Genomic DNA, 17,883 nt, shown 5'->3' on the forward strand with positions numbered 1-17,883 from the left:
CCGCAGGAGGCGGCAGCGATGAGCGACCTCGTCGAGCACGGAAAGCTCTACATAGGCGGTGAGTGGGCCGACCCGGCCGGCCGGGACGTGATCGAGGTCGTCTCGCCGCACACCGAACAGGTCATCGGCCGGGTGCCGCACGCCTCGCGGGCCGACGTCGACCGTGCGGTGGCCGCGGCCCGCACGTCGTTCGACTCCGGCGTCTGGGCGAACGCCCCGCTGGCGGACCGGATCGCGGTGGTGACCCGCATCAAGGACGCCTTCGCCGCCCGCAGCGAGGAGATCGCCAAGGTCATCAGCTCCGAGAACGGCACCCCCTTCACCTCCGGCGTGATGGTGCAGTCGCTGGCCGCGATGCTGGCGTGGGACGCGGCGCTGACCGTGGCCCGGGACTTCCCCTTCGAGGAGCGGCGGGACGGGGTGCTGGGGCCGCTGCTGGTGCGGCGGGAGCCGGCCGGGGTGGTCGCGGCGGTGGTGCCGTGGAACGTCCCGCAGTTCACCGCCGCCGCCAAGCTCGCGCCGGCGCTGCTGGCCGGCTGCTCCGTGGTGCTCAAGGTGTCGCCGGAGACCCCGCTGGACGCGTACCTGCTCGCCGAGATCGTGACCGGAGCCGGGCTGCCGGCGGGCGTGTTGTCGATCCTCCCCGCGGACCGCGAGGTGAGCGAGTACCTGGTCGGGCACCCGGGCGTGGACAAGGTGTCGTTCACCGGCTCGGTGGCGGCGGGCAAGCGGGTCATGGAGGTCGCGGCCCGGAACCTCAGCCGGGTCACGCTGGAGCTGGGCGGCAAGTCCGCCGCGGTGATCCTGCCGGACGCCGACCTGGACGCGGCGGTGGCCGGCATCGTGCCGTTCGCCTGGATGATCAACGGCCAGGCGTGCGTGGCCCAGACGCGGATCCTCGCGCCGCGCAGCCACTACGACGAGATCGCCGACCGGTTCACCGCGGCGGCGTCCGCGCTCACCGTCGGCGACCCGCTGGATCCGGCCACCGAACTCGGCCCGCTGGTGGCCCGCCGCCAGCAGCAGCGCTCGCTGGACTACATCGAACTCGGCCGCAAGGAGGGCGCCGAGGTCCTCACCGGCGGCGGCCGGCCCGAGGGACAGCCGACGGGCTGGTACGTCGAGCCGACCCTCTTCGGCGAGGTCGCCAACTCCATGCGGATCGCCCGCGAGGAGATCTTCGGCCCGGTCATCTGCCTGCTCCCGTACGACGACGAGGCCGAGGCGGTGCGGATCGCCAACGACTCCGACTACGGGCTCTCCGGCTCGGTGTGGACGGCCGACGTCGACCACGGCATCGACCTCGCCCGGCAGGTGCGCACCGGCACGTACTCGGTGAACACCTTCAGCATCGACATGCTCGGGCCGTTCGGCGGCTACAAGAACTCCGGCATCGGGCGGGAGTTCGGGCCCGAGGGCTTCGGCGCCTACCTGGAGCACAAGATGATCCATCTGCCGGCGGGTGCCTGATGGGGGACCGCTGGCGGGTGGAGGTGGACCGGAGCATCTGCATCGGCTCCGGGATGTGCGCGGGCACGGCGCCCGACGGCTTCCGGCTGGACCCGGCGCGGCAGTCGCATCCGGTGGCGCCGGAGACGGACGCCGACGAGTCCGTGCTGGCGGCCGCCGAGGGGTGCCCCGTGGAGGCGATCACCGTGCGCGTGGCCGGCAGCGACGAGGTGGTGTTCCCGCCGGAGGAGTGAGGGGGCGGGGAGCGGGGGTGGGGTGGTGGCGCGGGGCGCCGGGGCGCGGGGCCCGGGTTGGGGCGCCGGCCGGGGCACGGCACCCGGAGGCGCGGCGGCGGCCGGGGCGTGGGCGGTGCGGCGGGGGCCCCGTACGGGTGCGGGCCGGTGGTCCCGTAGGGGGTCGGTGGGCCCCTTGCGGGCCAACTACCCCGGCCGGCAACGGAACGAACGCCTCGGTGCCCACGTGGCCACCCGCATACCCGCCCGGCCGACGGCTCCCCGCCGCTTCCTGCCGCTGCCGTTCCCCGCCGCTACCGTTCCCGCCCGGGTGCCGTGAGGTCGATCAGGCGGCACACCGTCTCGATGTCTATCTTCACCTGGGCGATCGAGGCCCGGCCCGACAGCCAGGTGATCAGGGCGGAGTGCCAGGTGTGCTCGATGACCCGGACCGCGGAGAGCTGTTCGGGGGTGGCGGGCCCGTCCAGCCCCATCGCGTCGAGGATGATCGCGGTGGTCAGCCGGGAGACGGTGTCGACCTCGGGGCTGACGGAACGGTCGGCGAAGGTCAGCGCGCGCACCATCGCGTCCGCGAGGTGCGGCTCGCGCTGCAGTGCACGGAAGGCCCGCATCAGGGTCTGGGCGACCCGGGCGCCCGGGTCCTGCTCCGACGGCGGGCGCTTGCGCAGGGTTTCGTGCATGTGCTGGAGCTGGTCCTGCATGGTGGCGACCAGCAGGTGCACCTTGGAGGGGAAGTACCGGTAGAGGGTGCCGAGCGCGACGCCCGAGGACTCGGCGACCTCGCGCATCTGCACGGCGTCGAAGCCACCACGGGACGCCAGCTTGGCGCTGGTGTGCAGGATGCGGCGGCGCCGTGCCTCCTGACGCTCGGTCAGGGGAGGACTCGCGGGAAGCGTCGGCCTGGCCGCCTTGGATTCCGTAGTCATATTTCCCATTCCGTGGCACTCCGTCCGCGATGCGGCGAGTGCCGGTGGTGTGATCGGCACAGCATGGCAGGGGGGCGGGTGGTGGCGCGAATCACCTGGTGCGGCTCTTTTCGCATCGTTCTCGGCCGGTAGATTCGAAGCTCGGTGAACTGATGAGTAGCCCAGCAGTTCTGAAACTTGTTCTAGATTACCGCCAGCGGTTACGCTCCGGCGAAAGTCCAGTGAGAAGGGGGCCGAGCGTGACCGCAGAGGCCGTCCAGGCAGCCGCGCCTCGCCCCGCCGAGGCCACGTCGGCCTCCGCCCCGCCGAACGGCGAGCGTCCCCTGCGCATAGCAATGCTCACGTACAAGGGGAACCCGTTCTGCGGCGGACAGGGCGTGTACGTCCGCCACCTCTCGCGCGAACTGGCCCGCCTCGGCCACACCGTCGAGGTCATCGGCGCCCAGCCCTACCCCGTCCTCGACGACGGGGTGACCCTGACCGAGCTGCCCAGCCTGGACCTCTACCGCCAGCCGGACCCGTTCCGCACGCCGAAGCCGGGCGAGTACCGCGACTGGATCGACGCGCTCGAGGTCGGCACGATGTGGACCGGCGGCTTCCCCGAGCCGCTGACCTTCTCCCTGCGGGCCCGGCGCCACCTCGCCGCCCGCCGCGGCCAGTTCGACGTCGTCCACGACAACCAGACCCTCGGCTACGGCCTGCTCGGCGGCCCCGGCGCGCTCGGCGCCCCGCTGGTCACCACCATCCACCACCCCATCACCGTCGACCGGCGCCTCGATCTGGAGGCCGCCGACGGCTGGAAGCGCCGCGCCTCCGTCCGCCGCTGGTACGGCTTCACCCGCATGCAAAAGCGCGTCGCCCGGCGGCTGCCGTCGGTGCTGACCGTCTCCGGCTCCTCGCGCCAGGAGATCGTCGACGACCTCGGGGTGTCCGCCGGCCGGATCCATGTGGTCCATATCGGCGCCGACACCGACCTGTTCTCGCCAGATGCCTCGGTGGCCGAGGTGCCGGGCCGGATCGTCACCACGTCCAGCGCGGATGTGCCCCTCAAGGGACTGATCCACCTGGTCGAGGCGCTCGCCAAGGTGCGCACCGAGAACCCCGACGCGCACCTGGTGGTCGTCGGCAAGCGCGCCGACGACGGGCCGGTGGCCGCCGCCATCGAACGGCTCGGGCTGTCCGGCGCCATCGAATTCGTCAAGGGCATCACCGACGGCGAACTCGTCGACCTGGTGCGCAGCGCCCAGATCGCCTGTGTCCCCTCCCTCTACGAGGGCTTCTCGCTGCCCGCGGCCGAAGCCATGGCCACCGGCACCCCGTTGCTGGCCACCACCGGCGGCGCCATCCCCGAGGTCGCCGGACCGGACGGCGAGACCTGCCTCGCGGTGCCGCCGGGCGACCCCGGCGCGCTGGCGGCAGGGCTGCTCCGGCTCCTGGGCGACGAGACGCTGCGCCGGCGGCTCGGCGCGGCCGGCCGGGAACGGGTGCTGGCCCGCTTCACCTGGCGCCAGGCCGCCCTCGGCACCGCCGAGCGCTACCGCGAGGCCATCGCCCTCCAGGGCGGCCGGGCCGCCGCCCGGACCACCCCGCGGGCCGCGTCCGCGGAGACCGCCGGCGCCGCGCCCGCGCCGACCACCGCCGGACACGTCTGATACCGCTGCCCGGCCCGTAGTTCCCTCCGCAGCCACCACCGCCACCCACCGCCGGACGAAAGCAGAACGCCGTGCTGACCGTCGACTTTTCCCGTTTCCCGCTCGCTCCGGGCGACCGCGTGCTCGACCTGGGGTGCGGCGCCGGCCGGCACGCCTTCGAGTGCTACCGGCGCGGCGCGCAGGTCGTCGCCCTGGACCAGAACGGTGACGAGATCCGCGAAGTCGCCAAGTGGTTCGCCGCGATGGAGGAGGCGGGCGAGGCTCCGGCGGGCGCCTCCGCCACCGCCATGGAGGGCGACGCGCTGAACCTGCCGTTCCCCGACGACAGCTTCGACGTCGTGATCATCTCCGAGGTCATGGAGCACATCCCCGACGACAAGGGGGTGCTCGCCGAGATGGTCCGGGTGCTGCGTCCCGGCGGCCGGATCGCCGTCACCGTCCCGCGCTACGGCCCCGAGAAGGTCTGCTGGACGCTCAGCGACGCCTACCACGAGGTCGAGGGCGGCCACATCCGCATCTACCGCGGCGACGAACTCCTCGGCAAGATACGGGAGGCCGGGCTGGAGCCGTACGGCACCCACCACGCCCACGGGCTGCACAGCCCCTACTGGTGGCTCAAATGCGCCTTCGGGGTGGACAACGACAAGGCGCTGCCGGTGCAGGCGTACCACAAGCTCCTGGTCTGGGACATCATGAAGAAGCCGCTGGCCACCCGGCTCGCCGAGCGGGCCCTCAACCCCGTCATCGGCAAGAGCTTCGTCGTCTACGCCACCAAGCCGCACCTTCCTCAGACGGCCGCCGCCGAGCCCGCCGCCACCGCGCAGAGCGAGCCCGCCGAGGACGCCGACCCGGCCGCGAAGCCGTCGCCCGCGTCCCCCGCGGCCGAGCCCGCCCGGAGCGCCAAGTCCGGCGCCGGGACCGGTGCCAAGAAGACCGCGGGCGCCAAGCCGGCCGCCAAGTCCGCCGCCAAGAACTCCGCCGGGGCCGCCAAGTGACAAGTCCCGGGCGTACCGAACGGCTCGTGCTGCCGGGGATCCTCACGGCCGAACAGGCGGCCCGTACGGTCGCGGGCATCCTGGCGGTGCAGCGGTCCGACGGCGCGATCCCCTGGTTCCGGGGCCACCACCTCGACCCGTGGGACCACACCGAGGCCGCCATGGCCCTGGACGCGGCCGGCGAACACGAGCGCGCCGAGGCCGCGTACGACTGGCTGGTGCGGCACCAGAACCCGGACGGTTCCTGGTACGCGGCCTACGCCGACGGGGACGCCGAGGCCCCCACCGACCGCGGCCGGGAGACCAACTTCTGCGCCTACCTCGCGGTCGGCGTGTGGCACCACTTCCTGTCCACCGGCGACGAGACCTTCCTCGACCGCATGTGGCCCGCGGTCCACGCGGCGGTCACCTTCGTGCTGGAACTCCAGCAGCCCGGCGGGGAGATCGGCTGGAAGCGCGAGGACGACGGCACGCCCGTGGTCGAGGCGCTGCTGACCGGCTCGTCCTCCGTCTACCAGGCGCTGCGCTGTGCGCTCGCGCTCGCCGAACAGCGCGAGGAGCCGCAGCCCGACTGGGAGCTGGCGGTCGGCAGCCTCGGCCATGCGATACGCAGCCACCCCGAGCGGTTCCTCGACAAGTCCCGCTACTCCATGGACTGGTACTACCCGGTCCTGGGCGGCGCGGTCCGCGGCGCCCAGGCCCGTGAGCGCATCGACGCGGAGTGGGAGCGCTTCGTCGTGCCCGGCCTGGGCGTGCGCTGTGTGCTGCCCAACCCCTGGGTCACCGGCGGGGAGAGCGCGGAACTGGCGCTCGCGCTGTGGGCGATGGGGGAGTCCGAGCGGGCGGTGCAGATCCTCAAGTGGATCCAGCACCTCCGCGCCGAGGACGGCATGTACTGGACCGGCTACGTCTTCGACGACGACGCGATCTGGCCGCGCGAACTCACCTCCTGGACGGCCGGTTCGCTGCTGCTGGCGGTGGCGGCCCTGGGCGGCGACGAGGCCACCACCTCGGTCTTCGGGGGCGAGCGGCTGCCGACCGGGCTCGATCCGGACTGCTGCCGGTAGGCGGCCGGCAAGGGGGGCGGCGGGGACGCGCCAAAAGGAGAGGAAGAGCCGTGGCGTGCGCACTACTGTGCGACACATGACACTCCAAGGCTCCCTCACCCACGAGGAATACTGCGCCGCGCTCCTCGCCGAGACCGACAAGTTCCGGGAGATCGTGCGGACCGCCGATCTCTCGGCGACCGTGCCGACCTGCCCCGACTGGACGCTGGCCGACCTCGCCCGGCACGTGGGCGGTGCGCACCGCTGGACCGGCACGATCGTCACCACCCGCGCGTCGGAGAGCGTCGCCCCCGCGGACGTCCCCGGGGGCGCCGGACCCGAGGGCGAGGGCGCGGCGGCGCTCGACGCCTGGCTGGCGGAGGGCGTCGAGCAGACCGTGGCCGCGCTGCGGGAGGCCGGCCCCGACACGGAGGTCTGGAGCTGGACGACGGCCCGGAACACCGGGTTCTGGGCCCGCCGGATGGCCCATGAGACGGTCGTCCACCGGGCCGATGCCGCCCTCACCGCCGGCGTCCCCTTCGACGTCCCCGCGCCGGTCGCCGCGGACTGTCTGGAGGAGTGGCTGCAGATCGGCGAACTGCCGATGGTGGTGGCCCGCTTCGCCGAGCGCGGCGGAGACCTGCTCGGCCCCGGCCGGACCATTCACGTCCACGCCACCGACGCCCCGCCCGGCCTGGACGCCGAATGGCTGCTCGACCTCACGGGCAAGGCACCCACCCACCGCCGCACCCACGAAAAGGCCGCGGTCGCGCTGCGCGGCCCCCTCACCGACGTGCTCCAGGTCCTCTACCGCCGGCTGCCCGCCGACAGCGACCGCGTCGAGGTACTGGGCGAGCGCGCCCTGCTCGACCAGTGGCTGGAGTGGGCGACCTTCGGGTGAACGGACCCGCCGCCGTCAGGAGTCGGGCCCGGCCGTCCAGGACCCGCAGGGGGTGCGGGTCCTGGACGGTGGCCGGCGGGCCGGTGCCGTGGATGCCGGTGGGTTTCGTCCGGACCGGTGCCGCACTATGCCCCGATCCTTCTTCGCCGCGGCATTCGGCCCGGGGATTCCTTGTTGCGGCTGAGCGCGTGAATTGAGGGAAATGATGGCGCGGATTATCCGGCCGACCGCTTTGACGCGCGCTTTGCGGGATGGTTAGTCTTTTGCAAGATCACTTCTCGACCGGGAGTGTGTCGAAGCAAGGGGGATATATATGAATCGCGCAAAAATATTCGGCGTGATTGCGGGGGCGACCGTCCTAGGTGTTCTGGGTTCGGGTGTCGCGGTGGCCGCCCCGAAGGGGAGCGAATCGAGCGGCGATGTCTCCGTGAAGCAGGAGATCACGGCTCTCAAGAAGGTCAAGGGGGCCGGTGAGGTCTGCGGGACCGACGTGATCGACAAGGAGACCGGCCACGGCAAGACCACCCTGGTGATGAACGTCAAGAAGGGCCTGGCCAGCAAGGTCAGTGCGGAGATGGCGATCAGCAAGGGTGCGATATCCCTGGGTGTGGGCTATGACGTGACCAAGTCCATCGAGGTCTCGAAGGAAACCCGCTTCGAAGTTCCCAAGGGGAAGTTCGGGACCATCGAGGCGTATGTCCAGTACAAGCTTTATCGCGGGCAGATTTACACAAACTCGGGGCTCGGCACGGAGCCGAAGTTCCCGACCGGGAAGACGGCGACCGTGATGAAGCCGACCGGTATCTGCTTCAATGAATGGGCGAGCTAGTTTCCGGGTGATCGATGGCATTTCTCTTGCCGGATACGGGTCACTGTCCTTGGTGCGGCTGCCGGAACGGCCGATATCGCTGGTCCGCCGCCGCGGCGGTCCGTGAGGGAGCGGGGTACGTCATCGCTCCGGGCCGGAGCTGAATCCGGGCCGACACTGAATCCGAGCCGAGCTGAGGACGGTGCACGACTGGTTCCGCCGGTCACCGCGCCGCGACCGGGACGAGTCCGTCAGGTCGCGGCGCGGTCCGCTGTTGTCCGTGCGAGGTGCCGGGCACCGGCCGCCGTCAGGAGTTGAGTTCGGCCAGGACCCGCAGCGTGTGCGGGTCCTGGGCGGTGACCAGCAGGTCGGTGACCGGTCCGGCGCGCCACAGCTCCAGGCGCTCGGCGATGCGTGCGCGCGGTCCGACCAGGGAGATCTCGTCGGCGAAGGCGTCCGGCACGGCGTGGACGGCCTCCTCCCTGCGGCCTTCGAGGAAGAGCCGCTGCACCCGCCGGGCCGCCTCCTCGAAGCCCATGCGTGCCATCAGGTCGGCGTGGAAGTTCCTGGCGGCGTGCCCCATCCCGCCGATGTAGAAGCCGAGCATCGCCTTGACCGGTGCCAGCCCTTCGGCGATGTCGTCGCAGACCACGGCCCGTGCCATCGGTGCGATGAGGAACCCGTCCGGGGCGCCCGCCAGCGAGGCCCGGTAGACGTCGGTGCGCTGCGGCGACCAGTACAGCGGCAGCCAGCCGTCGGCGATCCGGCTGGTCTGGGTGATGTTCTTGGGGCCCTCGGCGCCCAGGAGGAGCGGGATGTCCGCGCGGAGCGGGTGGGTGATGGGCTTGAGGGGTTTGCCGAGGTCAGTGCCGTCCGCGCCGCGGTAGGGGTGCGGGTGGAAGGGCCCGTCCGAGGCCACCGGCCCCTCCCGGCGCAGGACTTGCCGGATCACGTCCACGTATTCGCGGGTGGCGGTCAGCGGGCTCTTGGGGAACGGCCGCCCGTACCACCCCTCGACGACCTGCGGCCCGGAGAGTCCCAGACCCAGCAGCAGCCGCCCGCCGCAGAGGTGGTCGAGGGTCAGGGCGTGCATCGCGGTGGCGGTGGGGGTGCGGGCCGCCATCTGCGCGATGCCGGTGCCCAGCTTGATGCGGGAGGTGTGGGCGGCGATCCAGGTGAGCGCGGTGAAGGCGTCCGAGCCCCAGGCCTCCGCGGTCCAGACCGAGTCGTAGCCCAGCCGCTCGGCCTCGCGGGCGAGTTCGAGGTGCCGGGGGTCCGGGCCGCGTCCCCAGTAGCCCAGGTGCAGACCGAGTCGCATGCTGATCGCCCTCCCGAACGCGGTGACCGCCCCGTGCTGACGGTACGTCAGGTCTCGTGCGTCCGGTGACTGTACGGGCGGGGCGCGGACATGGCAACGGCCCCCCGCCCGCGAGGGCGAGGGGCCGGGAAAGGACCGCTGTGCGTGCGGTGTCAGCCGCGCTGGATCCCGGTGGTGTCCTGCAGGACGCCGCGGCGGCCGTCCTGGGTCTGGGCGATCAGGGCCTGACCGCGCTGCTCCACCGCGAGGTACCAGGTGCCGGGCGCCAGTTCGGCGATCGGCGCCGGCGAACCGTCCTCGCCGTACAGCGGGCGCGCGACGGGCACCGCGAACCAGAACGGCGCGAAGTCCGCGGGGGCGCCGGCCGCCGGGGCGGCTCCCATGGGGGCGGCTGCCGCCTGGCCGCCGGCCGTGGCGTCGGCCGGTGCCTGCTGGCCGTAGGGCTGGCCGGGCTGCGGCTGCTGCTGGCCGCCCGGGTAGCCGTAGCCGTGGCTCGCCTGCTGCTGGGCGCCGGGGTAGCCGTAACCCGGGTTGGGGCCCGCACCGTACGGGGCGGCCGGCGGCTTCGGGGCGCCGATCAGGGCGGCCTGGAGCGGCGGCACGAGGGGCGTGGCGACGGCGCCGCCGGCCAGGACCAGGGCGGCGATCAGACCGAGGATCAGGCCCGCGCCGGCACCGACGGTGGAGATGATGGTCCACAGCGCCGTCCAGGCCGCGAAGACGGTGAGGGCGACACCGAACTGGGCGAGGTCGAGACCGGCCACCTTGCGCGGCTGCGACTGCGGCAGCGCACGGCTGACGATGATGATCGCCGCACCGATCACTCCGGCCAGGTACACGCTCATGAGGAGGCCCAGCGATTCCCAGGCGTTGATGCCGGCGTAGCTGGTGCGGTCGAGGAACGAGGCGATGAACAGCAACACCGCTGCTCCGATCACCACGCCGTCGCCTCGAGTGAGGGAGCGGATGTTCACGTAAGGGTCCTTTGTCGGTTTCGTGGGTCCGGTCGTCGCTGTCGCGGTGCGCGCAGTGCGAGGCACGGCGGTGGCCACCCATCGTAAAGGGGAACCTATCGCCGAATCCTGTGGGCCGTCTTCTTCGTCGGCCGCGCTATCGGTGCGGCGTATCGGAGCCGGTATCGGGTGGGTTTCGCGGTCGTGGCCGGCGCTCCGGTCAGTGCGCCAAGAAGTCCGTAATGCCCTCGGTGATCCCGCGGGCCGCTTTTTGCCGCCACTGGGAGTCGGTCAATTGCGCGGCGTCCTTGGGGTCGCGCATATTGCCGCACTCGAGGAAGACCTTCGGCACCGTGGAGAGGTTGAGGCCGCCGAGATCGGAACGCACGTCGAGCCCGGTGCCCTCGCCGATGTAATTGGAACGCGCGCTTCCGGTGACCGCGTGGAAGCGGTCGGCGAGCCGTTCGCCCAGTCGCCGCGAGGGCGCCACGATCGCCGCGGTGTCGGCCGGGCCGGCCGTGACGCGCGCGGGGAGGATGACGTGGAAGCCGCGGTTGCCGGCGCCCGAGCCGTCGGCGTGCAGGGAGAGCGCGGCATCGGCGTGCGCCGTGTTCCCGATGGCGGCGCGCTTGTCCACGCACGGCCCGTACGGGCGGTCGCCGTCCTGGGTGAACACGACCTTCGCGCCCGCCTTCTGGAGGAGGGTGCGGGCGCGGCGGGCGACGTCGAGGGTGAAGGAGGCCTCGGCGTAACCGTCGTCGGTGGAGGTGCCGGTGGTGTCGCACTCCTTGCGGTCGTTGCCGATGTCGACCTGCCGGGCGATCTCCCGGCCGTGGTCGCGGTTGTGCGGATTGTGGCCCGGGTCGATCACCACGACCTTGCCCTTGAGGCTGCCGTGATGCTTGCCGGGATCGCCGCCCCGCGAGCCGTGGCCGCCGTCCTCGCCGGCCGGTCCATGGCCGCTGCCGTGCCCGGATATGCCGCCGGCCCGCGGGGGTTCGCCGCCGGAGCCCGGCGACCGCCAGACCAGCCAGCCCCCCAGGCCGACGACCGCCACGGCGGCCACCACGACGAGGACGGTGCCGCGCAGGCGGCGGGGCGCGGGGGGTGTACTGCCGTTCGACACGTCGGCGATGGTAGCCCGCTCAGATGCCGGGCCCGGTCCGCCGCAGGACGCGCAGCGACCGGTGGGCCGAGATCTCGGTGAAGGCGCCGGACTCCAGGGCCCTGCGGTAGATGCGGTACGGGGCCTGGCCCGTCCACTCGTCGACCGGGTCGGGGAACACGTCGTGGATCACCAGCAGACCGCCGGGCGCGACATGCGGGGCCCAGCCCTCGTAGTCGGCGGTGGCGTGCTCGTCGGTGTGCCCGCCGTCGATGAAGACCAGGCCCACCGGCGCCTGCCAGACCTTCGCTGCCTGCGGCGACCGGCCCACCAGGGCGATCACCTGGTCCTCCAGGCCCGCGGCGTGCAGGGTGCGGCGGAAGGTGGGCAGGGTGTCCATCCGGCCGACCTCGGGGTCGACGACGGTGGGGTCGTGGTACTCCCAGCCGGGCTGCTGCTCCTCGCTGCCGCGGTGGTGGTCGACGGTGACGGCCATGACCCCGGCGGCGCGGGCGGCGTCCGCGAGCAGGATCGTGGACCGGCCGCAGTAGGTGCCGACCTCCACCAGCGGCAGCCCCAGCGTTGCCGCGCCCGCCGCCGCCGCGTACAGCGCGAGGCCCTCGTCCACGGGCATGAAGCCCTTCGCCGCCTCGAACGCGGCGAGGATCTCCGGCTGCGGAGCGGTCGGAGCCGTGGGAGCGGACATGGGCTTCCTCCTGATGGTGCGGTCAGGGGCTCATGGTGCCGTACGGGGCGCGGCGGGCGGGGTGCGGGTCCGCCCTTCCTCGCTTTCGGATATCGGAACGGCGTTCCTCATTCCGTGCGCCGGACATCCCGGCCGTTCTCCTCGCTGTTCCTCCCGGCCGTTCCTGCTGTCCGTTCGTGTCGGTTACCGCCGGGTTTCCGTCCGCTTCCCGTCGGTTTCCCGCCCGTTCCCGGCCTTTGGCCGCCGGCGGTTTCTCCCGATGCCGGAAAGCGGCGAATTCGCGTACGGGGTCGGGGCGGGGAGGGAAAGGCGAGGCGCGGTGCTGCGAACCGCCGCGTACTGCCGGGTACCGGAATTCACCGAGTCGTTTGCTGCGCGTATCCGTGGCGTTCCCCGGGGAATGGCGGACGGACGCCCGAGGGGCCGGCCGGGCTCGGGCGGGGGCGCGGTGCGGGGGCGCGGCCGGGGAGTCCGGACGGGCCGCCGTCGCCGCCGCGGCCCGTCCCGGTGCTGACCTTCCGTCAGAATGAAACGTGTTCTAATCTGCCTCGCATGGGCATCGGAATCACACCGGAACACCGTGACCTGGCCGACGCGGCGCGGGGCTGGGCCGCCCGGGCCGTGCCGCCCGAAGAAGTGCGCAAGCTCCTCGACACCGCGCACGGACGGCAGGGGCGGCCCCCGTACTGGGACCAGCTCGCCGCGCAGGGCCTGCTCGGACTCCACCTCCCCGAGGCCGACGGCGGCGGAGGGGGCGACCTGCTCGACCTCGCCGTCGTGCTGGAGGAACTGGGCCGCGCCGCGTTCCCCGGCCCGTACCTGCCCACCACCCTCGCCGCCGAGCTGCTGCACCGCGACGGCGCCCACCGGCCCCTGGTACGGGCCCTCGCCGGCGGGGAACGCCTCGCCGCCGTCGCCCTCGGCCCCGGCACCCTCACCGCCGCGGTGCACGCCGACGGCTACCTCCTGGACGGCACCGCGCCCCCGGTCCTGTCCGGCGCCGACGCGGACCTGATCGTGCTGCCCGCGCGCACCGCCACGGACACCGTCTGGCTCGCCGTCGACACCGGGACGCTCGCCGTGCGCGCCCAGGAGAGCGCCGACCCGACCCGGCCGACCGCCGAAGTGCGCGCGGACGCGGTGCCGGTGCCCGGTGACCGGGTGCTGCACCTCGACGACGGCCTGGTCCGCGACACCGCCGGGGTCCTGTTCGCCGCCGAGAGCTGCGGCACGGCCGCCTGGGCGCTGCACACCGCCGCGGAACACGCCAAGGTGCGCGAGCAGTTCGGCCGCCCGATCGGCCAGTTCCAGGCGGTCAAACACCTCTGCGCCGACATGCTCGTACGCTGCGAGCAGGCCCGCGCCCTGGTCTGGGACGCGGCCCGCGCGCTGCACGAGCCGCCCGGCGTCCGCGCCCTGGTCGCGGCGCTGGCCACCGCGACCGCCCTCGACGCCTCCTTCGGCTGCGCCAAGGACTGCATCCAGATCCTCGGCGGCACCGGCTTCACCTGGGAGCACGACGCCCACCTCCATCTGCGGCGGGCGACCGTGGCCCGCCAGCTGCTCGGCGGCCCGGACACCCACCGGCAGCGCGCCGCCCGCCACGGCGCCGAGGGGGCCCGGCGCGCGCTGCGCCTCGAACTCCCCGCCGCGGCCCGGGAGTACCGGGCCGCGGCCCGCACGGTCGTCGACGGCGTGCGCGGCCTCGACCCCGCGGCCGTACGGCGCGCCCTCGCCCCCGCCGGCTATGCCGCACCGCACCTCCCCGAGCCCTACGGACTGGGCGCGGGCCCCGTGCAGCAGCTCGCGATCCAGCAGGAACTGGCCGACGCCCAGGTCGCCGTCAGCGACCTGGGCATCGCCACCTGGGTGGTCCCCTCGCTGATCGCCCACGGAACCCGGGAACAGCAGGAGCGCTATCTGCTGCCGTCGCTGAGCGGCGAACTGCTGTGGTGCCAGCTGTTCTCCGAGCCCGAGGCCGGCTCGGACCTGGCCTCCCTGCGGACCCGCGCGGAGCGGGTGGACGGCGGCTGGCGGATCAACGGGCAGAAGGTGTGGACCTCGGCGGCGCAGTGGGCGGGCCACGGCATCCTGCTCGCCCGCACCGACCCGGACGCGCCCAAGCACAAGGGGCTGACCTTCTTCGTCGTCGACATGAAGTCCCCCGGCATCGCCGTCCGCCCGCTGAAGGAGATCACCGGCGACGCCCTCTTCAACGAGGTCTACTTCGACGATGTGCTGCTGCCGGCCGACGCCGTGGTCGGCGCGGTCGGCGACGGCTGGAAGGTGGCCCGCACCACCCTGGACAACGAACGCGTCCACATGGCCGACCAGATGACCTTCGACACCGGCCTGGAGGCCCTGCTCGGCCGCGCCGCCGCGCTGGACGGCTCGGTGCGGGCGAAGGCGGGCGCGCTGGCGGCCGAGGCCCACGCCCTGGGCTGCATCGGGCTGCGCACCACGCTCCAGCAGGTGTCGGGCCTGGAGCCGGGGGCCGGTGCCAGCATCCGCAAGCTGGTGCAGACCCCGCACCAGCAGAAGGTCGCCGAGCTGGCCCTGGAGCTGCTCGGGCCGGAGGGCGCGGTGCGCGAGGGGGCCGGCGAACGGGCGCTGCACGGCTTCTTGATGTCGCGCTGTCTGACCATCGCCGGCGGCACCACCCAGGTGCAGTTGAACGTCGTCGCGGAGCGGCTGCTCGGCCTGCCCCGGGACCCGGAGCCCCGCCCCCTGATCTGAACTCCCCGTATCCGGCCGCTTCCAGGAGGACATCCATGGCTGGCAAGGCGTACGTCGTAGGCGTCGGGATGACGAAGTTCGAGAAGCCCGAGACCCGCGAGTGGCAGTACTGGGACATGGCGAAGGAGGCGGGCACCGAGGCCCTCGCCGACGCGGGCATCGGCTACGAGGCCGTCGAGCAGCTGCCGGTCGGCTTCTGCTACCAGGCCTCGACGGCCGGCCAGCGCGCCGCGTACGAACTGGGCCTGACCGGCATCCCGGTCTACAACGTCAACAACAACTGCGCGACCGCCTCGACCGCGCTGATGATGGCGCGCCAGTTCGTCGAGGCCGGGATCAACGACTGTGTGATGGCGCTCGGCTTCGAGAAGATGAAGCGGGGCGCGCTGGGCGGCGGCGCGGACGCCGGCGACTTCCAGACCTCGCCGGTGGCCCGCCACTACGGGGTGATGGCCGCCGCCCACGGCTTCGAGATGACCCCGCCCACCGCCCAGATCTTCGGCAACGCGGCCCGCGAGCACATGGAGCGCCACGGCACCACCGCCGAGCAGCTCGCCGCGGTCGGCGCCAAGAACCACCGGCACTCCGCCCACAACCCCCGCGCCCAGTTCCAGGACGTCTACACGGTCGAGGAGGTCCTCGCCGCGAAGACCATCCACCGGCCGCTGACCCGGCTGCAGTGCTCGCCGACCTCCGACGGCGCGGCCGCCGCCGTGGTCGCCTCCGAGCGGTTCGTCCGTGAACACGGGCTGGCCGACCGGGCGGTGGAGATCGCCGCGCAGGCCATGACGACGGACACCGAGGAGAGCTTCGCCTCCGGGTCCTGCATCGACGCCGTCGGCAAGCCCATGACGCGGGCCGCGGCCCGGCAGGCGTTCGCGGCCGGCGGCCTCGGGATCGAGGACGTCGACGTCATCGAGCTGCACGACTGCTTCTCGGTCAATGAGCTGCTGACGTACGAGGCGCTGGGCATGTGCGCGGACGGGGAGTCGGGGAAACTGGTCGCCGACGGCGCCACGACCCATGGCGGCCGGTGGGTGGTCAATCCGTCCGGCGGCCTGATCTCCAAGGGGCATCCGCTGGGGGCGACGGGTCTGGCGCAGACCGCCGAACTGGTCTGGCAGCTCCGCGGCACGGCGGGCGAGCGGCAGGTCCCCGGCGCCCGGGTGGGCCTGGCCCACAACATCGGCCTGGGCGGGGCCGCGGTGGTGACGCTGCTGCGACGGTGAGCCCGCCGGTGCGGTCATCCCGCCGGTGCGGTCATCCCGCCATTTTTCTGGGTAGTTGGCCCTTCGGGGGCCCTCCCGCCCCCTAGGGGCCCGCCCCTACGGCACCCGCCGCCCACGCCCCGGTGCGTCCCCTGCCGCCCCTGCCGCCTCCTCCCGCCCCTTGGGCCCCGCCCCCCTACGGCCCCGGCCCCCGCCCACGTCCCGTCCGCCCCGTGCCCGCCCCTCGCCCGCCCCGCCCGAGCCCTCCGTCCGACGACCTAGGTCCCCGGTCAGATGGCCTGTGCACCGATATGCCGATGCGGGACTCAAGCGGCGAATGCGAGCATGGGCGGCATGCCGCCGATAGCCGTCCCCGCCACGCTGCCCGAAACCACGCGCCGGACGGCCGCACCGGCCTGGCTGGTGATGGTGCTGGTGTGTGCGGGGCAGTTCCTGGTCGTCCTGGACGTCTCCGTCGTCAATGTGGCCCTGCCCGCCATGCGGACCGGGCTGGGCCTGAGCGAACTGGGCCTGCAGTGGATCGTCAACGCGTATGTGATCACCTTCGCCGGCTTCATGCTGCTCGGCGGCCGGGCCGCCGATCTCTTCGGCCGTAAGCGGGTCTTCGTCCTCGGGCTGGTGCTGTTCACCGTCGCGAGCCTGGGCGGCGGGCTGGCCCAGCAGCCCTGGCAGCTGATCGCGGCCCGGACGGTCCAGGGCATCGGCGCCGCCGTGCTCTCGCCGGCCACCCTCACCATCCTCACCACGTCGTTTCCGGCCGGTCCGGCCCGTACGCGTGCCATCGCCACCTGGACGGCGGTCGGCGCCGGCGGTGGCGCGGTGGGCGGTCTGGTTGGCGGGGTGCTCACCGAATACCTCTCGTGGCGCTGGGTGTTGCTGATCAACGTCCCGGTCGGGGCGCTGGTGCTGGCCGGTGCGGTGCTGTGGCTCACCGAGAGCAGGCAGGGGGCCGTGCGGCGGCTGGATGTGCCGGGCGCGGTGCTGGTGACCGCCGGGCTTGCGCTGGTGGCCTACGGGATCGTGCAGACCGAGACGGTCGGCTGGGCCTCGGCCGCCGCGCTGCTGCCGCTGGCGGCCGGGCTGGTCGTGATCGCGGTGTTCCTGGCCGTCGAGGCGCGCACCAAGGCTCCGCTGATGCCGCTGGGGCTCTTCCGGGTGCGCTCGGTCTCCTCGGCGAACGGGGCGATGGTGCTGGCCGGCGCCGCGATGTTCTCGATGTGGTACTTCCTGTCGCTGTATGTGCAGAACGTGCTGGGCTACCGGCCCCTGGAGGCCGGGCTCTCCTTCATCCCGCACTCGCTCTCCATCGTGCTCGGCTCCAAGATCGGCCCGCGGCTGATGAACCGGGTGGGCGCCAAGACCCTCGCCGTCACCGGTGCGGTGATCTCCGCGTCCGGTATGGCGTGGCAGGGGACGATGGACGTCCACGGCACCTATCTCGGCACGATCCTCGGCCCCGGCATCCTGATGGCGCTGGGCGCGGGCCTGACCGCGACGCCGATCGCGGCGATCGCCACGTCGGGTGCCGACCCCGCCGACCAGGGTCTGGTCTCCGGACTGATCAACACCTCCCGCCAGATGGGCGGCGCGCTGGGCCTGTCGGTCCTGTCGACCGTCGCCGCGACGCGCAGCGAGGCCGGGCACGGCCCGAAGGCCCTGGCGGACGGGTACGGTCTGGCCTTCCACGTCGGTGGCGGGATCCTGCTGGGCAGCATCGTGCTGATGGTCCTCGCGCTGCCCCGGCGACCGGCGGACGCCGCCCCCGACTGAGCCGCAGGCGGGGGCCTCGGGCCCGCTTCGTCCCC

14 protein-coding genes and 1 pseudogene are annotated in these 17,883 nt (G+C 73.0%); 10 read left to right on the top strand and 5 right to left on the bottom strand.

Annotated elements, in window-relative coordinates:
* Positions 1 to 18 precede the first annotated feature (18 nt).
* Positions 19 to 1,470 (top strand): aldehyde dehydrogenase, encoded by a 1,452-nt coding sequence (locus AB0411_RS32195; protein WP_366420881.1) that lies wholly within the window; start codon positions 19 to 21, stop codon positions 1,468 to 1,470.
* Positions 1,470 to 1,703, top strand: coding sequence for a ferredoxin (locus AB0411_RS32200; RefSeq protein WP_366420807.1), 234 nt, complete (start codon positions 1,470 to 1,472; stop codon positions 1,701 to 1,703). Before AB0411_RS32195 ends, AB0411_RS32200 begins: the two co-directional genes overlap by 1 nt.
* Before the next feature lie 293 nt (positions 1,704 to 1,996).
* On the opposite strand, the gene AB0411_RS32205 is transcribed toward AB0411_RS32200, so the two are convergent.
* On the bottom strand, positions 1,997 to 2,629 hold the full coding sequence (locus AB0411_RS32205; protein WP_366420808.1) for a TetR family transcriptional regulator: 633 nt from the start codon (positions 2,627 to 2,629) through the stop codon (positions 1,997 to 1,999).
* Between the two features lie 239 nt (positions 2,630 to 2,868).
* Between AB0411_RS32205 and AB0411_RS32210 the strand changes: the two genes are divergently transcribed.
* From AB0411_RS32210 to AB0411_RS32230, 5 genes and pseudogenes are all read left to right on the top strand, one after another.
* Positions 2,869 to 4,281 (top strand): glycosyltransferase family 4 protein, encoded by a 1,413-nt coding sequence (locus AB0411_RS32210; RefSeq protein ID WP_366420809.1) that lies wholly within the window; start codon positions 2,869 to 2,871, stop codon positions 4,279 to 4,281.
* A 71-nt stretch (positions 4,282 to 4,352) separates the two neighbouring features.
* A pseudogene (locus tag AB0411_RS32215) lies at positions 4,353 to 5,081 on the top strand (methyltransferase domain-containing protein); the annotation flags it as partial.
* A gap of 191 nt (positions 5,082 to 5,272) precedes the next feature.
* Positions 5,273 to 6,343 carry a prenyltransferase gene (locus tag AB0411_RS32220; protein ID WP_366420811.1) on the top strand — a complete coding sequence of 357 codons (1,071 nt, stop codon included), beginning with the start codon at positions 5,273 to 5,275 and terminating at the stop codon, positions 6,341 to 6,343.
* Between the two features lie 76 nt (positions 6,344 to 6,419).
* Positions 6,420 to 7,223, top strand: coding sequence for a maleylpyruvate isomerase family mycothiol-dependent enzyme (locus AB0411_RS32225; protein ID WP_366420812.1), 804 nt, complete (start codon positions 6,420 to 6,422; stop codon positions 7,221 to 7,223).
* 313 nt (positions 7,224 to 7,536) lie between these two features.
* Entirely contained in the window at positions 7,537 to 8,052 is a 516-nt protein-coding gene (locus AB0411_RS32230; protein WP_366420813.1) for a hypothetical protein, read from the top strand.
* A gap of 286 nt (positions 8,053 to 8,338) precedes the next feature.
* On the opposite strand, the gene AB0411_RS32235 is transcribed toward AB0411_RS32230, so the two are convergent.
* From AB0411_RS32235 to AB0411_RS32250, 4 genes are all read right to left on the bottom strand, one after another.
* Positions 8,339 to 9,349 carry an LLM class F420-dependent oxidoreductase gene (locus AB0411_RS32235; RefSeq protein ID WP_366420814.1) on the bottom strand — a complete coding sequence of 337 codons (1,011 nt, stop codon included), beginning with the start codon at positions 9,347 to 9,349 and terminating at the stop codon, positions 8,339 to 8,341.
* Positions 9,350 to 9,501: 152 nt separating this feature from the next.
* Positions 9,502 to 10,323 (bottom strand): DUF5336 domain-containing protein, encoded by an 822-nt coding sequence (locus AB0411_RS32240; RefSeq protein WP_366420815.1) that lies wholly within the window; start codon positions 10,321 to 10,323, stop codon positions 9,502 to 9,504.
* A 199-nt stretch (positions 10,324 to 10,522) separates the two neighbouring features.
* The gene (locus AB0411_RS32245) at positions 10,523 to 11,428 is read right to left on the bottom strand and encodes an N-acetylmuramoyl-L-alanine amidase (protein WP_366420816.1); all 906 of its coding nucleotides are present in this window, start codon (positions 11,426 to 11,428) and stop codon (positions 10,523 to 10,525) included.
* Positions 11,429 to 11,447: 19 nt separating this feature from the next.
* A complete protein-coding gene (locus tag AB0411_RS32250) occupies positions 11,448 to 12,113 on the bottom strand; it encodes a class I SAM-dependent methyltransferase (protein WP_366420817.1) in 666 nt (221 codons plus the stop codon).
* Between the two features lie 552 nt (positions 12,114 to 12,665).
* On the opposite strand from AB0411_RS32250, the gene AB0411_RS32255 reads away from it, so the two are divergent.
* The 3 genes from AB0411_RS32255 to AB0411_RS32265 all read left to right on the top strand — a co-directional run bounded on the left by AB0411_RS32255 (position 12,666) and on the right by AB0411_RS32265 (position 17,848).
* A complete protein-coding gene (locus tag AB0411_RS32255; RefSeq protein WP_366420818.1) occupies positions 12,666 to 14,849 on the top strand; it encodes an acyl-CoA dehydrogenase in 2,184 nt (727 codons plus the stop codon).
* A gap of 35 nt (positions 14,850 to 14,884) precedes the next feature.
* Positions 14,885 to 16,078 carry a lipid-transfer protein gene (locus AB0411_RS32260; RefSeq protein WP_366420819.1) on the top strand — a complete coding sequence of 398 codons (1,194 nt, stop codon included), beginning with the start codon at positions 14,885 to 14,887 and terminating at the stop codon, positions 16,076 to 16,078.
* A 324-nt stretch (positions 16,079 to 16,402) separates the two neighbouring features.
* The gene (locus AB0411_RS32265) at positions 16,403 to 17,848 is read left to right on the top strand and encodes an MFS transporter (protein WP_437044073.1); all 1,446 of its coding nucleotides are present in this window, start codon (positions 16,403 to 16,405) and stop codon (positions 17,846 to 17,848) included.
* Positions 17,849 to 17,883 lie beyond the last annotated feature (35 nt).

Origin of the sequence: Streptomyces angustmyceticus, assembly GCF_040701845.1 — a bacterium.
GTDB classification, from domain to species: domain Bacteria; phylum Actinomycetota; class Actinomycetes; order Streptomycetales; family Streptomycetaceae; genus Streptomyces; species Streptomyces angustmyceticus_A.